Consider the following 17,286-nt stretch of genomic DNA (forward strand, 5'->3'; position numbering starts at 1 on the left):
GTGCGGGGAGGACCGATGCGGGCTTGGGTATTGGCGGCGAAGCGATCGCTGTCACAGGCCGCGCTGCTGTCGTCGATCGCCATCGTCGTTGCGGTGATCACGGGCTTCCTCGTCGGCGGGGCGAACTATCTCGACCTCGCGAGCGCGCGGGTCCTCCGATCGGATCTCGTCACCGTGGCCCCTCGGGACGCAGCCCTGCGGTTCGAGTCCGCCGCCGCCGATGACACGTCACGCCAGGCCGATCGGGCCGATGTCGTGCTGCGCCGCGCGCTCGGAGGCATCCCCGCCCGGATAACGCGCACCGCGGAGTCACCGTCGCTGCCGGCCACCCTCGATGGCGCTCCGATCTCCGACGGATCGTCGTCGACCGTGCTGGTCGAGCTTGCCGCAGACACGGCACTGCAGCGTGACGCGCAGCTGGTGTTGGGGCGGTGGCCCGCGGCATCCATCCCGACCTCGACCGCTCCCGGTTCTGCCGTCGACGCGTCGATTCAGGCGGATGCCGCGCGATCGCTCGGTTTGCGCCTCGGCGACGAGCTGGTGGTCGGTGAGGCTCCGGATGTAGTGACCGTGCGTCTCGTCGCGACGTGGCGGGTCTCGGACAGCGGGTCTCCGCGGTGGTTCGCCGATCTCTCGACGACGGGCCGTGCGACGGACGCCGCGAACAGCGGGACCACGTTCGGCCCGATAGTGATCCCCGAAGGCGCCTTTCCCGAAGGTAGCGCCGCGCCGACGGTGCGCTGGACGGTGACCCCGCGTATCGACGAGATCACGACCGCCGACCTCCCTCGCCTCTCGACCCTCTCGGCGAAGGCGCTCGACCGACTGAACGGCGATCCGGCGGTGAGTGGCGGCGCCGTCGAAGTATCGGGTGAGCTCTCGTCGACGGCCGCGCGCATCGCAAGGGAGCTCGGCACGATAGAAGGGGTCACCCCGGTGGGGTCGATCCTCGTCTCGCTCGTCGGTTTCGCCACCCTGCTCCAACTCGCTCGGCTGCTCGTGGCGACCAGGCGTCCGGAGAGCGTGCTTCTCCGATCCCGCGGCTCATCGCTCGCACGGATCGTCGGTGCTGCCGCCGTGGATGCCGCCGGCTCGGTCGTGGTCGGAGGCGCTCTCGGTGCGACCATCGGGGTGGTCGCACTCGTGCCGGTCTTCGGGGGTGAGGCGCTTCGCGCGCCGAACCCGGTGATCGTCGCGACTGTCGTCGTCGCCTCGGCGCTGACTCTCGTCGTCACCGCCCTCATCGACGCCCGACGCCTGACGCGACGGGACATCATCGACGACTCCGGTCGGATCCGAGGCACCGCGACGGCCGCCGCGGCCGCCCTCTCCGTGATCGCGGCGGGCTTCGCGGCCTGGCAGTTCCAGCTCTACAGCTCGCCGATCGTGACGGATGCCACCGGCGAGCGGCACGTGGATCCGGTCGCGGTCACCTCACCCTCTCTCACTATCGTCGCCATCGCTCTCCTCGCCCTGCTCGCTTTCACCCCGATCTTCACCCTGCTCCAGCGCCTGGCGAGTTCTCGGCGAGGCATCCAGCCCTACCAGTCCGTCGTGCAGGTAGCCCGCCGGCTCGGCACCTACGCGGTCTCGATACTGCTGGTCGCCGGATCGGTCGGAGCGATAGTGTTCGGCGGATATCTCGCAGGCACGATGGCATCACTCGAGGCGCGCTCGAGCCAACTCGCGAACGGTGCGGACCTGCGAGTGCGGGGCGCTACCGACGACGCATCGGGCTCGCAGCCGAGACCGAGCCTGTTCGACAGCGTGCCCGGGGTGGATGGCGCGACCGCTGTCAGCTCGCAGGCCATCGGCATCGGGGACAGCACCGCCCAGCTCGTGGCCCTGCCGTCCGCCGCGATCCCCGGGGTGCTCACGACTGTCGACGGCCTCGTCGACACCCGGGCGCTCGCTCGCGCTGTCCCCGCGGGTGGATCCGGTGGCGTACCCCTTGCCGCGGGAGCCAAATCGCTGAGCGTGACCCTCACCGCCTCCACGGCGCCGGTGATCTTCGGCAACCTCGACGGATCGATCGCCCCGCCGCGCAGCGGTGCGCTCGGGACCGTGCGAGGTGCCCTGTGGCTCGAGGACAGCGGCGGATCGCTCTCCCGCCAGGTCATCACCCCGGTGGACCTCGACAACGGCGGGCAGCCCGCCACGACGCGACTCACCCTTCCGCGCGCCGAGGGCAGGTGGAGAATCGCTGCGGTGGACCTGTCGATCACCTCGCGCGGAGACGTGGAGTACACGATCGCCCTCGGCTCGATTACCAGTGGCACGACGGCCGCCAGCGAGACGGCCGCCGCGGAGCCCGCCCGCAGTTGGGGGGTCCAGCGCCGAATCAGCCCCAACCTGCCGACGGACGATTCCGCTCCGCGGACGCCGATCGGCGTCTCCGTCTTTCCGCTGGGCAACGTCGACCTCCGCCTGATGCCTGCACTGCCGGGAGACGAGGAGGGATCCTTTTTCGCCAGCCCGCCGCCGCTGCCGGTGGCGGTGACGCGCGCACTCGCCCGGCACCTCGACCTCAGGGTCGGAGACAGCTTCGATTTCGCGCCGCGTGATTCCAGTTTCGGACTGCCCGCGAAGGTCGGCGCGATCACCTCGGTGGTGCCGGGCACCTCGGCGGAATACGCCGTGCTCGCCGACCTGCCGAGCCTCAATGACTACTTTCTGCGCGGCACCGCGATCCCTCTCGAGCCGAACGAGCTCTGGCTGAAGACGGATGCGGCGACGGCGCCCCTTCTTCGCACGGTGCAGCGCCTGGCCGGCCCCGGGTCCGCGGTGACCGTGCCGACGACGCCGGCCGCGGCATCCGCGTCTCAGGTCGCCCTCACCGGCCTGGAGCTCAGCAGCGTCGGCACGGTGATGCTCGCCCTGATCGCGGTGTCGGCCGTGGTGATCACCCTCACCCGCCAGCGCGCCGGCGAATCCGCCGCCCTCAGCTCGGTCGGGCAGTCGGCAAGCGCTCAGGCGAAAGCGCGGCTCGGGGAGCTGCTCGGTGTCGCCGCTCTCGCTGCCGGCTTCGGAGTGCTGGCCGGGCTCGTCGCGGCCGGGTCGACGGCGTCGCTCCTCGCGCGGTCAGTGGTGGGGGCATCCGATGCCCTCCCCGCTCCGCTGCTGTTCTCCCCCGACCCCGCCCTCGTTGTGCTCGCCGTCGAAGGTGTGGCCATCGTGCTCATCGGAGCGGTCGCCGCGGCGCGAGTTCGGGCGGTCGCGGCCGCCCGCGGAGTCGAGCGATGACGCGCGAGGCGAGACCGCCGCGCTACCGGCTTGTCAGCATCCTGACTCGTCAATTCCGCTCGGACGGTACCGCGCACATCGTGCTCGCCGCCACGGTGCTCGCGATCACCGCCCTCACGACGGCCCTGCCTCTCGTGGTGCAGTCGATGAACTCCGACGAGATCGGCTATCGACTGAAGCAGCTCTCGGCGCCCCAGCGAGACCTTGGTGCGACGGTGCCCGGTTCGGTGGCGACCGCGGCAGGGCCTGGGAAGGACGGGCAGACCGAGAAGGAGATCTTCGCTCCGACCGACGCCGGGCTCGCCAGGGTAATCGCCGACAGCCCCGAGCCGCTTCGCTCGCGGATGGCGACGCCTCAATACCTGTCCCTCACCGCGCCCGTGTCTGCCGCCACGCCAGCCCGGCGTTCTGATCCGGCGCTCCAGCTCACGGTGGCGGTCGCTCCGGGGATCGATACCCGCGTGCGGATCACCGACGGGGCACGTCCCGCGGCCTTCGGGCCCGTGGCCGCCGGTGGACCGGCGATCGAGGTCATGATGACCGCCGAAAACGCTGCGGCGTTGCGCTGGAGGGTGGGCGAGACCCGGTCCATCGTCGTGGGGCCGGAGCGCACCCAGCCGGTCACACTGTCGGGGATCTTCGCTCCCCGCTCGGCCGCGGACCCGTACTGGGCTCTCGATCGATCGGCCCTCGTACCGGAGAAGATCACCGTGCAACGCGGCAGCGACATCGAACTCATCCAGGTGAGCACCGTAGTGATCGACCCGGCGTCCTGGCCGAACCTTCGGGACTCTTTCTCCGCGACCACCACCACTTTCCGCATTCCGCTCAGCGCCGCTCCGCTTGCGACCGACCAGGCCGACCGGATGCTTCCGCAGGTGCGCCGCTTCGCCGCGACCGCGCAGTCGATCGCCGCCGAACCCCCGGCCGGCACTGAGACCCCGGCCGGCACCGTCACGAGGGTACGGTTCGACACCGGGATCGACGATGCCCTCGCCCCCGCGCTCGACCGGGGGCGGGCGGCATCCGCCGTGCTGCTGATGGTGGCGATCGGACCGCTCGGCGTCGCTGCGGCGGTGCTCTGGCTCTTGGTGTCCCTCATCGTGCAACGCCGGCGCGAGACCCTCGTTCTCGCACGGGCCCGCGGCGCATCCGCGGTGCAGCTTGCCGGGGTGCTCGTCGTCGAGACCCTGCTGCTCACCGTGCCGGCCGCGGCCGTCGGCGCGGCGATTGCTGTCGTCGCGAACCCCGGGCCACTTCCCTCCGCTCTCGTCGTCATCCCTCTGGCGATCGCGCTGCTCCCCGGTCTCCTCATCGCCATCGCCGCGACAGGACGTGCGGTGCGGGCCGGGAGAACCGATCTCGATCCGCGGTCTCGGCCCTGGGTGCGGGTGGTGCTCGAACTGTTGGTGGGCGCCCTCACGGTGCTCGCTGTCGTGCTGCTCCTTCAGCGCGGCCTCACGACCAGCACCTCGATCGGTGTCGATCCGCTGCTGGCTTCGGTGCCCCTGTTGCTCGCCGTCACCACGGCGCTCATCGTGCTCCGCCTCTTTCCGGCCCCGCTTCTCGCGCTGGGTAGGCGGCTCGCCCGGGGGCGCGGATTCGTCGGGCATCTCGGGTCGCTCCGGGCGGTGCGCGACCCCCCGGCCGGACTCGCGCCCGTGCTGGCGATGGTGGTCGGACTATCGGTCGCGGTCTTCTCCGGCGTGCTCGTCGGCACGGTTCAGCACGGCGTCGCGGCGGCGGGCGAGTCGAATGTCGGCGCGGATCTTCGGGTCACCGGGGCCACCTTCACCGACATGACTCTCGACCGGATCTCGCAGGTTCACGGGGTCTCCGAGGTCGCCGGCATCTACGAGCCCTCGACCCGCCTCGACGCAGTGCTCGACGGTTCGAGATTCTCGGTTGCGCTGGTCGTGGCCGACACGCGCCGGCTCGCCCGCGTGCAGGGCGACCTCGAGAACGTCGCGGTGGTGCCCCCCGGCATGTCCCGGCTCTCTCGCGGCGCCGTGCCGGGCATCGTCTTCCCCTCGTACACCGCCGCGACACTCCCCGGCGCGCGGTTCTCCGTCGGCGGTGAGCAGATCCACGCCCTGGGCGATCCGGCCACGGGCACCGCCCTGAGCCGAGCGGATGCCTGGCTGCTGGTCGACCGCGCAGTGGCGCCCCGTTTCGACACCCCCGAATTCCGCCCGGAGCTCGCCCTCGTGCGACTGGCCCCGGCGTCGCGTTCCGGCCACGGGCTCGTCGCCGTCGAGAAGTCGATCCGAGCCGTGGTGGGCGAGGGCGTCGTGTTCGCCACGCCGGCCGAATCCGCCGCAGCGTTCCGCACCTCTCCCGTGGCATCCGGGCTCCAGCTGCTGCTCGTGCTGCTCATCGTGGCGGTCGGCCTGCTCTGCGCGGGAACCGTCGTGCTCGCCCTCCTGGTCTCGGCCCGCCCGCGGGAGCGCCTCCTTGCCTTGCTTCGCACCCTCGGCCTGTCCAGGCGGCAGTCGCGGGGCATCGTGGCCTGGGAGGTCGGTCCGTCGGCGGTCATCGCGATCATCGCCGGCGCAATCCTCGGTCTCGTGCTGCCACTCGTGGTCCTCGCCGGAGTGGACGTGCGATCCTTCACCGGCGGCACTACTCAACCGCGGGAGAGTTTCGATCCGCTCGTGCTCGCGACGCTCGTCGGCGGATTCTTCGTCGTCGTCGCCGGCGCGGCACTTCTCGCCATCACCGCCGCGCGCCGCGTCGATATCGCTCGAACTCTCCGCACGTCGGGGGAAGGATGATTACCATGACAACAGTCGCCGAACCGCACATCCTGTGCGCGGACCTGGTCAGGATCTTCGCCGCAAAGGGCGTCGAGGTGCAGGCATTGCAGGGCCTCAACCTGCGCGTCGAGCGTGGAGAGATGGTCGCGCTGGTCGGGGCATCCGGATCGGGCAAGTCGACGCTGCTCACCATCCTGTCCGGGCTCGACACGCCCACCGCCGGCACCGCCCGCTGCGCCGGATTCGACCTGCTCACGCTGTCGCGACGCGACCGGGTCGAATACCAGCGGCACAGCGTCGGATTCGTCTGGCAGCAGACTTCACGCAACCTCCTGCCCTACCTCTCGGCCGGGGAGAATGTCGCGATGGCCATGATCGTCGCGGGCAATCCGACGGTCGACCGGGCCGCCCGGGTCGAGGAACTGCTCGACCTCCTCGAGGTCGGCTATTGCCGGGATCGGCGTCCGAGCGAGATGTCGGGAGGCGAGCAGCAGCGCACCGCCATCGCCGTCGCCCTCGCGAACTCACCGGAGATCCTGCTCGCCGACGAGCCGACCGGCGAGCTCGACGAGGCTACCTCCTCGGAAGTGCTCGAGGCGATGCGCGGGGTGAACGAGCGACTCGGCACCACGATCCTCATCGTGACCCACGACCCGGCGGTCTCGGGGCACGTCCGACGCACCATCCAGATCCGCGACGGGCGAACCTCAACCGAGGTATTGCGGCGAAGCGAAGTCGATGAGCACGGCGAAGAGCGCCACATCTCGGAGGAGTTCGCGGTGATCGACCGGGTGGGTCGGCTTCAGCTTCCGGATGCCTACACCCGGGCACTCGACCTGCGCGAGCGGGTGCGGCTCACCCTCGAGCCCGACCGAGTGGAAGTGTTCCCCGGGCAGCGCCCGACCCCGACGCCGAGCGGAGACGACCAATGACGGTGCCGGCCCTCCGGGCTGTCGAGGTCTCACGCACCTTCGGCCGCGGCGCCACCGAAGTGCATGCCTGCCAGGGCATATCCCTCGAACTGGCCGCGGGTGAGCTCGTCGTCGTACGAGGACGCTCGGGAAGCGGCAAGTCGACGATGCTGAACATCCTCGGTGGCCTCGACACCGCGACCTCTGGCGAGGTGTGGTGGGGCGACACCGAGCTGTCGACGCTGTCGGATGGCGCCCTGACCGAATTGCGCCGTGGCCGGGTCGGCTACGTCTTCCAGACCTTCGGACTGGTACCGGTGCTCTCGGCCGCCGAGAACATCGGCGTGCCGCTGCGGATCTCGGGGGTCGATCCGACTGAACGCGACGAGAGGGTGCACGCCATGCTCGACCTCGTCGGGCTCGGGGATCACGCGAACCAACGGCCCTACGAACTCTCGGGTGGTCAGCAGCAGCGTGTCGGGCTCGCTCGGGCGCTCGTGATCGAGCCGCAGCTGCTCATCGCCGATGAGCCGACCGGCCAGCTCGACAGTTCGACCGCCTCCGAGATGATGGCGCTCATCAACGCTCTCGTGTCGCAACGCTCGATCGCCGCCATCATCTCGACCCACGATCCGCTCATCGTGAAGCAGGCGCACAACGTGATCGAGCTGCACGACGGCCGGATCACCGGGCAACGCCGGTCGCACGGCCGTCATGCCGCGCCCACCCCGATCGACGACGAGACGGGGCACTGACCGCCCTACCCCCGCGACACCCGCAGGGTGACGAGCTGGAAGGGTCGGAGTTCGAGAGCCACGCCCGTCGCCGACTGCGACGTGACGGCGCTTGCGGGCGCATCCCGCTCGAGCAGGTCGGTCTCTCGTACGCCAGAGGTGTCCAACGCGTCGTCGAAACTAATCGTGCCCCGGGAGCGTACCCCGGTCGACTCGTAGAGCCGCACGATCACGTCGCCCGAGCGATCTTCCGCGAGCTTGATCGCCTCCACGACGATGGCGGGGTTGCCGACCACGATGAGAGGCTCGACCGGGCCGGCGGCCGCTCTCGAGCGCTGCGGCAGGTTGATGCGGTAGCCCTCGCAAACGGCATCCGCGATGTCCGCCTCGACGGTGATGGAGGAGCGGAGTACGTGCGTACCCTGGTCGGCCTCGGGATCGGGGAAGAGCGGTGCACGCAGCAGCGACTGGCGCACGAGGGTGGTAGTGCCCCCGCCGACGCGCGACTGCCGCGTGATGTCATGCCCGTAACTCGCGTCGTTGGCCACGGCCACTCCGATGCCGGGTTCGCCGACATGCACCCAGCGGTGCGCGCTGGTCTCGAAGCGCGCGACATCCCAGCTCGTGTTCTCGTGGGTCGCACGGTAGACATGGCCGAACTGGATCTCGGATGCCGCCCGCTCGGCCCGCAGATCGACGGGGAAGGCGAGCTTGATGAGCTTCTGGCGCTCGTGCCAGTCGAGGGTCGTCGTGATCTCCAGGGTGGTCGAACCCGCCGCCAACCGGAAGTCCTGCAGCACCGTGGAGGAGCCGAAGCCGCGTTCGATCCGCACCATCGCTGCCCCGTCGTCCACCGTGAAGGTGCGCGTCGTCACCGCGGTGAGTACCTCGCCATGCCGACGGTAGTGCGCGTCGATGTCCCACGCGTCCCACTGGTTCGGGGTGTCCCGGAAGACCTGGAGCTCGGCGAGGGATTCCCCCGGGGAGACGAACTCGCGCCCCGAAGCGAGGCCCACCAGCGAGGAGACGCGGCCGGTGGCATCCAGCGTCACGCGCACGTGTTCGTTCTCGAGCACGAGGCCATCATCGACGGGGGTGAGTGAGACGCCGCTGCGCCGAATCGGGATGCCCGCGGCGAGCGGCGCGACCCCGTCGACGGCGAAGGGCGAAGCGTTGAAGACGACAGTGGTGTCGCCGACGCCGGCGAGCGCTGCCTGGCTCTCCTCGATGATCGCCTCGAGCCGAGCCGCCACCTCCCGGTAGCTCTGCTCGGCCTGGAGGTGCACCCAGGCGATCGACGAGCCGGGGAGGATGTCGTGGAACTGCAGCAGCAGCACCGTCTGCCAGATGCTCTGCAGCTCGTCGTACGGATATCCGACGCCCGCCCGCACCAGCGCGGTCGCCGCCCACAGCTCCGCCTCGCGCAGCAGGTGCTCGCTGCGGCGGTTGCCCTGCTTGGTGCGCGCCTGCGAGGTATAGGTGCCGCGGTGGAACTCGAGGTAGAGCTCACCCGTCCAGACCGGCGGATGCGGATATTCTGCCCTAGCATCGTCGAAGAACTGCTTCGGCGAGGCGATCCGCACCGTCGGCGATCCCTCGAGCGACCGGGTGCGGGATGCCGCGGCGAGCATCTCCCTCGTGGGGCCTCCGCCGCCGTCACCGAAGCCGAACGGCACGAGGGAGGAGTTGGCCTCGCCCTTCTCGGAGTACTGGCGCTGCGCCTTCGCCAGTTCCTCACCGGACAGCACCGAGTTGTAGGTGTCGACCGGTGGGAAATGGGTGAAGATCCTCGTGCCGTCGATGCCCTCCCATTCGAAGCTGTGGTGCGGCATCACATTGGTCTCGTTCCACGAGATCTTCTGGGTGAGGAAGTACTTCGACCCCGACGCCACCGCGATCTGGGGGAGGGCAGCCGAGTAGCCGAAGGAGTCGGGGAGCCAGACCTCGAGCGGCTCGACGCCGAACTCGCGAAGGAAGAATCCCTTGCCCGCGACGAACTGTCGGGCAAGAGCCTCCCCTCCCGGCAGGTTGGTGTCGGACTCCACCCACATGCCGCCCACCGGCACGAATCGGCCCTCGGCGACGCGCGCGCGGATGCGCTCGAAGAGTTCGGGGTAGAACTCCTTCATCCAGGCGAACTGCTGCGCCGAGGAGCAGGCGAAGACGAGGTCGGGGTCGACATCCATGAGCTGCAGCACGTTGGAGAAGGTGCGGGCGCACTTGCGCACGGTCTCCCGGGTCGGCCAGAGCCACGCCGAGTCGATGTGCGCGTGCCCGACGGCCGTCAGGCGATGGGCGCTCGCATAGGCGGGCTTGGCGAGCACTCCGGCGAGCGCGGCTCGACCGGCGGATGCGGTGCCGGCGATGTCGTTCGGGTCCATCGCGTCGACGGCCCGCTCGAGGGCGCGGAGGATCTCGCCGGCCCGGGGCAGGTCGGGCGAGAGCTCGGCGAGCAGCCCGCGCAGGGTCCAGAAGTCCCGATCGAGCTCCCACACCGTGACATCCCGCACCGCGATCTCGATGCTGCGGAGGGTGTAGATCGGGTCGGTGCCCGCGGTGGCCTTGTCGCCGAACGGCGATGCCGTCCAGCTCCAGTCCGACCCGATGTCGGGGTTCGACGCCGCCTCAATGTAGAGGTCGATCTCACCGCTCGCGCTCGCGGGGATCGGCACGTAGTTGTTCAGGGGCTCGATCGCCTTGACGATGGCTCCGGATGGCTCGTAGACGAGTCCCTCGGCCTGGAAACCGGGCTGTCCGAGAGTGAATCCGAGGTCCACGAGCAACTCGACCTCGGCCCCCTCGGCCCGCCAGGCCGGCGGAACCGTGCCGGTCACATGAAACCAGGTGGTTCCCCACGGCTTGCCCCAGGGCCGACCGGTTGCGATGGGCTCGTAGTGCTGCCCGATCGCGTCGGCGAATGGCACCGGCTCATCCGGAACCTCCCAGGTGGCCAGCGCGACTGCCTGTCGCTGGCGATAGAGGGCCGGGGTGAGTCGCTCGTCGACGAAACGGGCGATGCGCATGAGGACGAGGGCGGAATTGTCGTGCATGGATAACTCCCGTATCGCCGGAACGCACAGTGGCCTGGCCCAGGCAGTGCTTATGACAAGCGCAGTGCCAGGTTCTTGTCGAGCGTGTCGAGGAACTCCTCGGTGGTCTCCCACTTCTGGTCCGGCCCGACGAGGGCGGCGAGGTCCTTCGTCATGTGCCCGGCCTCGACCGACTTGATGACGACATCTTCGAGGGTCGCGGCGAAGGTCTCGAGGGCGGGGTTGCCGTCGAGGGTCGCGCGGTGCGAGAGGCCTCGGGTCCAGGCGTAGATCGAGGCGATCGGGTTGGTCGAGGTGGGCTTGCCCTGCTGGTGCATCCGGTAGTGACGCGTGACGGTGCCGTGCGCGGCCTCCGCCTCAACGACGGAGCCATCCGGAACCGAGAGCACCGAAGTCATCAGCCCGAGCGAGCCGAAGCCCTGGGCGACGGTGTCGGACTGCACGTCACCGTCGTAGTTCTTGCAGGCCCAGACGTAGCCGCCCTCCCACTTCATGGCCGAGGCGACCATGTCGTCGATCAGGCGGTGCTCATAAGTGAGACCGGCGGCCTCGAACTTGTCCTTGAACTCCGCCTCGAAGATCTCCTCGAAGATGTCTTTGAACCGGCCGTCGTAGGCCTTGAGGATCGTGTTCTTTGTCGACAGGTACACCGGGTAGTTGCGGGTGAGGCCGTAGTTGAGGCTCGAGCGCGCAAAATCGCGGATCGAGTCGTCGAGGTTGTACTGCACCTGGGCGACGCCGTCACCGGGGGCGTCGTAGACCTCGAACTTGAGTGGCTCGGATCCGTCTTCCGGAGTGAACTCGACGGTGAGCTTTCCCTTGCCCTGGAAGCGGAAGTCGGTGGCGCGGTACTGGTCGCCGAAGGCGTGGCGTCCGATGATGATCGGCTTGTTCCAGCCAGGCACGAGGCGCGGGATGTTGGAGATGATGATCGGCTCGCGGAAGATCACGCCGCCGAGGATGTTGCGGATCGTGCCGTTCGGCGACTTCCACATCTTCTTGAGTCCGAACTCCTCGACGCGGGCCTCGTCGGGAGTGATGGTGGCGCACTTCACGCCGACACCGTGCTTCTGGATGGCGTGGGCCGCGTCGATGGTGACCTGGTCGTCGGTCGCGTCACGGTGCTCGATGCCGAGGTCGTAGTACTCGAGATCGATGTCGAGGTAGGGGTGGATCAGTGTGTCCTTGATCTTCTGCCAGATGATCCGCGTCATCTCGTCGCCGTCCAATTCGACGACAGTGCCTACTACCTTGATCTTTTCAACCTGGCTCTTGGACAACCGATTCTCCTTACGCGACGGGGCATTCTGCGCACCGCCAGCAAGCTTACCGGTTTCCGGAAGTATCTCGACATCGAGATACTTTTTCGACTCGGGACGACTTCGACTACCCCCGGATCGGTGGCGGGGGTTAGCCTGTGCTCATGGCTGAACTGAGACTGGAAGAGTTGTCGGCGAAAACAATCGTGGCCGCCAACAGCCTCACGCTGAGACGCGGGCAGGAGCAGTTCGTCACTCCCCCGTCGTACGCGATCGCCGATGCGTACATCAGCCCCGTGACATCCTGGCCGCGCGTAGTGCTCGACGGTGACACTGTCGTTGGCTTCATCCGTGGCAACTTCGACCCGGAGGCCACCCAGGAGGAATTCCGCAGCTGCATCTGGCGCGTGACCGTCTCGGCGGACGCCCAGGGCACCGGCGTCGGCCGATTCGCCGTCTGGGCCCTCGCTGAGGAAGCCCGCCAGCGCGGCTTCGATCGCATCACCGCGATCTGGGAAGAGGGCGAAGAGGGGCCGGAGCAGTTCTTCCTCCACACCGGTTTCACCGTGGTCGGCGAGACCCAGTACGGCGAGAAGATCGGCGAGCTCGGGCTGTGATCAGGGCGCTTCGGGGGGTGGGTGCGTCCATCATGCGGATCATCCGCTTCACGCTCCCCGGGCTCGTTGGCCACAACTCGGAACCCGTCCGACCTGCCGGGCGCCCGCCGGAGTACCGCCCATAGTCGGCCCCACACTCTCGGCATCCGACGATTTCGTCTCCCGCGTGCTCGCCGTGGTCGAGTCCATCCCGAGCGGCCGGGTGATGACCTACGGCGACGTGGCCGCGGCTCTCGGATCGCGCGCCGCCCGGGCGGTCGGCCAGACGATGGCCTATTACGGCTCGGATGTCCCGTGGTGGCGGGTCATCCGCGCGAGCGGGCATCCCGCGGTCGATCACGAGTCCCGCGCCCTCGAGCACTTCCGTGCCGAGGGCACCCTACTGAAGTGGTCGGCCTCCGGGATCTTCCGCGTGGACCTCGCCGCGGCGCGCTGGGCGCCCTGACCGTCGGGACGTCTGTGCGCGGGGACTCCCCCTCACCGGGGCTCGCCCTCACGTCGGCTCGCCCTCACGTCGCCGAACCGTCACAAACGGCTCGCCCCGGCGCTCGGACGAGCTGTTCGTGACGGATGACCCAGACCATCTCGACGCACCCCTGCGCCGAACCGTCACAAACGGCGCCCCACAGCGCCCGGACGAGCACTCTGTGACGGATGACCGGCCAACGCCGCACCCAGCGGCGGCGTGCGGCCCCGCGCCGACCGCCCACCGCCGACCGCCGACCGCCGACCGCCCACCGCCAGCAGGCGCCTAAACCAACGACTCCCGCCACGCCGCGTGCAGCTTCGAGAAGCGACCGGTGCCCGCGATGAGGTCGCGCGGGGCGCCATCCTCCACGATGATCCCGTGCTCCATCACGAGCACGCGGTCGGCGATCGCCACCGTCGAGAGGCGGTGCGCGATGATGATCGCGGTGCGGTCGGCCAGCAGAGTCTGCAGGCCCTCCTGCACGAGTCGTTCCGAAGGGATGTCGAGCGATGCGGTGGCCTCGTCGAGGATGAGCACGACGGGATCAGCGAGGAACGCCCGCGCGAACGAGATGAGCTGGCGCTGGCCAGCCGAGACGCGACCGCCGCGCTTGTTCACGTCGGTGTCATAGCCGTCCGGGAGCGACTGGATGAACTCGTGCGCCCCGACCGCCTTTGCCGCCGCCCGGATCTCCTCCGGCGTCGCATCCGGCTTGCCGAGCGCGATGTTGTCGGCAACCGAGCCGGAGAACAGGTAGGCCTCCTGGGTCACCATGACGATCGCGCGCCGCAGGTCCTTCGGATGCAACCGGCGCAGATCGATGCCATCGAGCGAGACGACACCGTCCGAGGGGTCGTAGAACCGGGAGATGAGCTTCGCCAGGGTCGACTTGCCCGCTCCCGTCGAGCCCACGAGAGCGATGGTCTGCCCGGCCGGGATCTCGAGGTCGAAGTGCGGAAGGATCACGCGATCCGCCTTGTAGGCGAACTCGACCCCCTCGAATCGCAGCTCGCCCTTCGCCTGCCAGAGGTCGATCGGACGTGTGGGATCCGGCACGCTCGGCTGCTCCTCGAGCACCCCCGAGATCTTCTCGAGCGCGGCCGTCGCCGACTGGTAGGAGTTGTAGAACATCGCCATCTCCTGCGCCGGAGCGAAGAACGACCGCGTGTAGAGCAGCGCCGCGAGCAGCACACCGATGGCGAGACCGCCGCCGGCCACCCTCAGGCCGCCGACGAGCAGCACCACGCCGAGCGCCACATTACCGATGAGCACGAGCCCGGGGTCGAGCACTCCGAAGAGCTTGATGGTGCGGAGGTTCGCCAGCCGGTAGTCCTCGACGAGCCCCGCGAACTCGGTCTCGTTGCGCTTCTCCTTGCGGAACGCCTTCACCGCACGGATGCCCGTCATCGTTTCGACGAACTGCACGATCAGACGCGCGGAGGCCGTGCGGGTCTCGCGGAACGCCTTCTGCGAGCGCACCTGGAACCAGCGGATGAGGAACCCGAGCGGAATCAGCGAGCCGAACAGCACCACCCCGCTCACCCAGTCGATGGAGAACAGTGCGACGGCGATGAACACCATGTACAGCCCACCCTGGATCAGCTGGTTGATTCCCGAATCGAGCAGCTCGCGGATGGCATCGAGGTCGCTGGTCTGGCGCGCGATGATGCGGCCGGAGGTGTAGCTCTCGTGGAACTCGAGACTCAGGCGCTGCGTGTGGAGGAACACCCTCTTGCGCAGGTCGATCAGGATCGCCTGACTGATACGCGCGGTCAGCACGGTGTACCAGGCGATCAGCACCGCCCCGATCACTCCCGTGAACAGGTACGCACCGACGGCGAAGCCGAGCGGCACCCAGTCGTGCTTCACGAGGGCGGGTAACCCACTGTCGATGCCGAACGCGATGAGGGCGGGCCCGGCCACCTGCGCCGCCGTCGAGATGACCACCACGATGATCGTGAGGGTGACCCGCGCCCAGAGCGGGCGCAACAGCGAGTTCAGCAGTCGAAGCGAACGATCCCGGATCTGGCGGCTCTCCGCCTTACTGAAATCGTTGCGCTCTTCGCCCTCGACCCCGGTGATGTTGGCGGTGCTCATGAAGCGACCTCCTCTGATTCGCGCTTCACAATTTCTTCCCGTTTCTCCTCGTCTTCGAGACTCGAGATGACGAACCGGTAGTGGTCGCTCGACTCGAGCAGGTCGCTGTGCCGGCCGACGGCGGTGATGCGACCGCGTTCGAGCAGGGCGACCCGGTCGGCGAGCATGACCGTCGAGGGGCGGTGCGCCACGATGAGCGCCGTCGTAGACGCGAGCACCCGGCGCAGCGCCGCCTCCACGAGCGCCTCGGTGTCCACGTCGAGCGCGGAGAGCGGATCGTCGAGCACGAGCACTTCCGGCCGCGCCGCCACCGCCCGGGCGAGGGCGAGACGCTGGCGCTGGCCACCGGAGAGGCTCAGCCCCTCCTCACCCACCTTGGTGTCGATCCCGAATGGGAGGTCGTAGACGAAGTCCGCCTGGGCGATGTCGAGGGCTTCTGCGAGGTCGGCATCCGACCCCTCCGGGCGGCCGAGCATCACATTGTCGCGCACCGACGCCGAGAACAGTGTCGCGTCCTCGAACGCCATCGCGATGTGCGTGCGCAGGTCGAGGCGGGCGAGGTCGCGGATGTCGACGCCGTCCAGTCGGATCGCGCCACCGGTCACGTCGTAGAGCCGGGTGGTCAGCGCGGTGAGCGTGGACTTGCCGGAGCCGGTGAGGCCGACTACCGCCATCGTCTCCCCCGGCTCGAGCTCCAGGTCGATTCCGTCGAGCAGATCGTCGTACTGGCTCGGAGAATCCGAGTAGCGGAAGTGCACGTCGTCGAACACGAGGCGTCCCTCCGGTGCCGCGATCGTCTTCGGGTGCTCGGGATCCACGATCGTGTTCTTCGCGTCCATCACCTCGAAGAAGCGATCGGCCGCGGTGCGCGTGTCGAAGGTCATCGAGAGCAGGAAGCCGATCGACTCCACCGGGAAGCGCAGCACGGTGGCGGTCGCGAAGAACGCCACCAGCTGGCCGACCGAGATCTCTCCGGCGCCGGCGAGCCAGACCCCGCCGAGCAGGCAGAGCCCGAACGTGACATCCGGAACCATCAGCAGCCACAGCCAGATTCCGGCGATCGCCTTGGCCTTCTCGATCTCGGTGCCGCGCAGGTCTTCCGCTTGCGAGGCGAAGTTCTTGAGCGCGTGCTGGCCGCGACCGAAGGCCTTGAGTACCCGGATGCCGTGCACCGATTCCTCGACTGCCGTCGCAAGGTCGCCGGCCTGGTCCTGGCTGCGACGCGCGACCACCGAGTACTTCTGCTCGAAGAGATAGCCGTAGATCCATAGGGGGATCGAACAGACCACGAAGACCAACCCGAGGATCCAGCTGATCGAGAGCAGGAAGACGAATCCGACGAGGATGGTGATCGTGTTCACGACGAGCAGCACTATGCCGAAGGAGATCCAGCGGCGCACCAGGTTGAGGTCGCTCACGGCGCGGGAGAGCAGCTGGCCACTCGCCCACCGGTCGTGGAAGTTCACCGGGAGATCCTGGAGCTGCTTGTAGAGGGAGTTGCGGAGATCCGCCTCGACGTGGGTGCCGGGCTGAAGCACGAACCAGCGGCGGAACCAGATCATCACGGCTTCGAGCACGCCGAGGCCGAGCACGGCGGCGACGGGCCACCAGATCTGGCTCGAGTCGCCGTCTTTGAGCGGACCGTCGACCAGGGCGCGCAGCACCTGGGGGATGAGCAGCGCGACGAGCGCCGCGATGAGGGCGGACACCATCCCGAGGTAGATGCGCGGCATCGCCGGCTTCGCCCAGGGGTAGATCCGCACGATCGAGGCGAAGGTGCCCTGGCGCTTGGCTTCGGGGGCCTCCCTCGCCTTCTTCTTGGCCGTGGTGGAGTGTTTCGAGTTGTCTGCAGACACAGGATTTCCTTGCGGATTGGTCGGCACGCACCCATTCGGTGGTGGCCGGAGAAAACAGATGTGGGAGATATGGATGATGCCGTGCGGCCGCGAAAACAAGGGCCGGGCGACGGACTGTGACGCTGGTGGGGCGGCGACCGGGAGTCAACAGCCCCTGGTGTTACCGGATCCGGGTGGTCGGGTTGTACGGGAGGACCGCACCACGCATCGCGCCTGCAGTTGCGAGAAATGTGATGGTCATGGTGTCCTCCGGAACAGTTGTGTCTTCACCAGGTGGCCTCTGACCAACCCCTC

General features: G+C 68.6%; 10 protein-coding genes. 6 read left to right on the forward strand and 4 right to left on the reverse strand.

Features of this window, described 5'->3' with window-relative positions:
* Positions 1-15: 15 nt before the first annotated feature.
* From ACVXZ4_RS15805 to ACVXZ4_RS15820, 4 genes are read left to right on the forward strand one after another with little or no spacing between them, the layout of a single operon-like run.
* Positions 16-3,243 carry a hypothetical protein gene (locus ACVXZ4_RS15805; protein WP_461795759.1) on the forward strand — a complete coding sequence of 1,076 codons (3,228 nt, stop codon included), beginning with the start codon at positions 16-18 and terminating at the stop codon, positions 3,241-3,243.
* The gene (locus ACVXZ4_RS15810) at positions 3,240-6,017 is read left to right on the forward strand and encodes an FtsX-like permease family protein (RefSeq protein ID WP_461795760.1); all 2,778 of its coding nucleotides are present in this window, start codon (positions 3,240-3,242) and stop codon (positions 6,015-6,017) included. The genes ACVXZ4_RS15805 and ACVXZ4_RS15810 overlap by 4 nt, the downstream gene beginning before the upstream one ends.
* 5 nt (positions 6,018-6,022) lie before the next feature.
* The gene (locus tag ACVXZ4_RS15815) at positions 6,023-6,931 is read left to right on the forward strand and encodes an ABC transporter ATP-binding protein (protein ID WP_461795761.1); all 909 of its coding nucleotides are present in this window, start codon (positions 6,023-6,025) and stop codon (positions 6,929-6,931) included.
* Positions 6,928-7,665, forward strand: coding sequence for an ABC transporter ATP-binding protein (locus ACVXZ4_RS15820; protein WP_461795762.1), 738 nt, complete (start codon positions 6,928-6,930; stop codon positions 7,663-7,665). Before ACVXZ4_RS15815 ends, ACVXZ4_RS15820 begins: the two co-directional genes overlap by 4 nt.
* 5 nt (positions 7,666-7,670) lie before the next feature.
* Here the strand turns inward: ACVXZ4_RS15820 and ACVXZ4_RS15825 are convergent, their stop codons facing one another.
* The gene (locus ACVXZ4_RS15825; RefSeq protein ID WP_461795763.1) at positions 7,671-10,694 is read right to left on the reverse strand and encodes an alpha-mannosidase; all 3,024 of its coding nucleotides are present in this window, start codon (positions 10,692-10,694) and stop codon (positions 7,671-7,673) included.
* A 50-nt stretch (positions 10,695-10,744) separates the two neighbouring features.
* Positions 10,745-11,908 carry an NADP-dependent isocitrate dehydrogenase gene (locus ACVXZ4_RS15830; RefSeq protein ID WP_461798007.1) on the reverse strand — a complete coding sequence of 388 codons (1,164 nt, stop codon included), beginning with the start codon at positions 11,906-11,908 and terminating at the stop codon, positions 10,745-10,747.
* 209 nt (positions 11,909-12,117) lie between these two features.
* On the opposite strand from ACVXZ4_RS15830, the gene ACVXZ4_RS15835 reads away from it, so the two are divergent.
* Together ACVXZ4_RS15835 and ACVXZ4_RS15840 are read left to right on the forward strand one after the other, a co-directional pair.
* On the forward strand, positions 12,118-12,570 hold the full coding sequence (locus ACVXZ4_RS15835; RefSeq protein WP_461795764.1) for a GNAT family N-acetyltransferase: 453 nt from the start codon (positions 12,118-12,120) through the stop codon (positions 12,568-12,570).
* Between the two features lie 121 nt (positions 12,571-12,691).
* Positions 12,692-13,015, forward strand: coding sequence for an MGMT family protein (locus ACVXZ4_RS15840; protein WP_461798008.1), 324 nt, complete (start codon positions 12,692-12,694; stop codon positions 13,013-13,015).
* A 306-nt stretch (positions 13,016-13,321) separates the two neighbouring features.
* Here ACVXZ4_RS15840 and ACVXZ4_RS15845 read toward each other — a convergent pair whose 3' ends face one another.
* Together ACVXZ4_RS15845 and ACVXZ4_RS15850 are read right to left on the reverse strand one after the other, a co-directional pair.
* Positions 13,322-15,136: an ABC transporter ATP-binding protein gene (locus ACVXZ4_RS15845; protein WP_461795765.1), complete on the reverse strand. Its 1,815-nt coding sequence runs from the start codon at positions 15,134-15,136 to the stop codon at positions 13,322-13,324.
* Positions 15,133-16,869 carry an ABC transporter ATP-binding protein gene (locus ACVXZ4_RS15850; protein ID WP_461798009.1) on the reverse strand — a complete coding sequence of 579 codons (1,737 nt, stop codon included), beginning with the start codon at positions 16,867-16,869 and terminating at the stop codon, positions 15,133-15,135. The genes ACVXZ4_RS15845 and ACVXZ4_RS15850 overlap by 4 nt, the downstream gene beginning before the upstream one ends.
* Positions 16,870-17,286: the final 417 nt, after the last annotated feature.

The sequence above is a fragment of the Lacisediminihabitans sp. FW035 genome, from assembly GCF_054880895.1.

What these genes read in the sequence shown, in the direction of transcription:
- ACVXZ4_RS15820 (WP_461795762.1), top strand. Translation starts at nt 6,928, where the DNA reads ATGACGGTGCCGGCCCTCCGGGCTGTCGAGGTCTCACGCACCTTCGGC.
- ACVXZ4_RS15830 (WP_461798007.1), bottom strand. Translation starts at nt 11,908, where the DNA reads ATGACGCGGATCATCTGGCAGAAGATCAAGGACACACTGATCCACCCC.
- ACVXZ4_RS15815 (WP_461795761.1), top strand. Translation starts at nt 6,023, where the DNA reads ATGACAACAGTCGCCGAACCGCACATCCTGTGCGCGGACCTGGTCAGG.
- ACVXZ4_RS15850 (WP_461798009.1), bottom strand. Translation starts at nt 16,869, where the DNA reads ATGCCGCGCATCTACCTCGGGATGGTGTCCGCCCTCATCGCGGCGCTC.
- ACVXZ4_RS15805 (WP_461795759.1), top strand. Translation starts at nt 16, where the DNA reads ATGCGGGCTTGGGTATTGGCGGCGAAGCGATCGCTGTCACAGGCCGCG.
- ACVXZ4_RS15845 (WP_461795765.1), bottom strand. Translation starts at nt 15,136, where the DNA reads ATGAGCACCGCCAACATCACCGGGGTCGAGGGCGAAGAGCGCAACGAT.
- ACVXZ4_RS15835 (WP_461795764.1), top strand. Translation starts at nt 12,118, where the DNA reads ATGGCTGAACTGAGACTGGAAGAGTTGTCGGCGAAAACAATCGTGGCC.
- ACVXZ4_RS15810 (WP_461795760.1), top strand. Translation starts at nt 3,240, where the DNA reads ATGACGCGCGAGGCGAGACCGCCGCGCTACCGGCTTGTCAGCATCCTG.
- ACVXZ4_RS15825 (WP_461795763.1), bottom strand. Translation starts at nt 10,694, where the DNA reads ATGCACGACAATTCCGCCCTCGTCCTCATGCGCATCGCCCGTTTCGTC.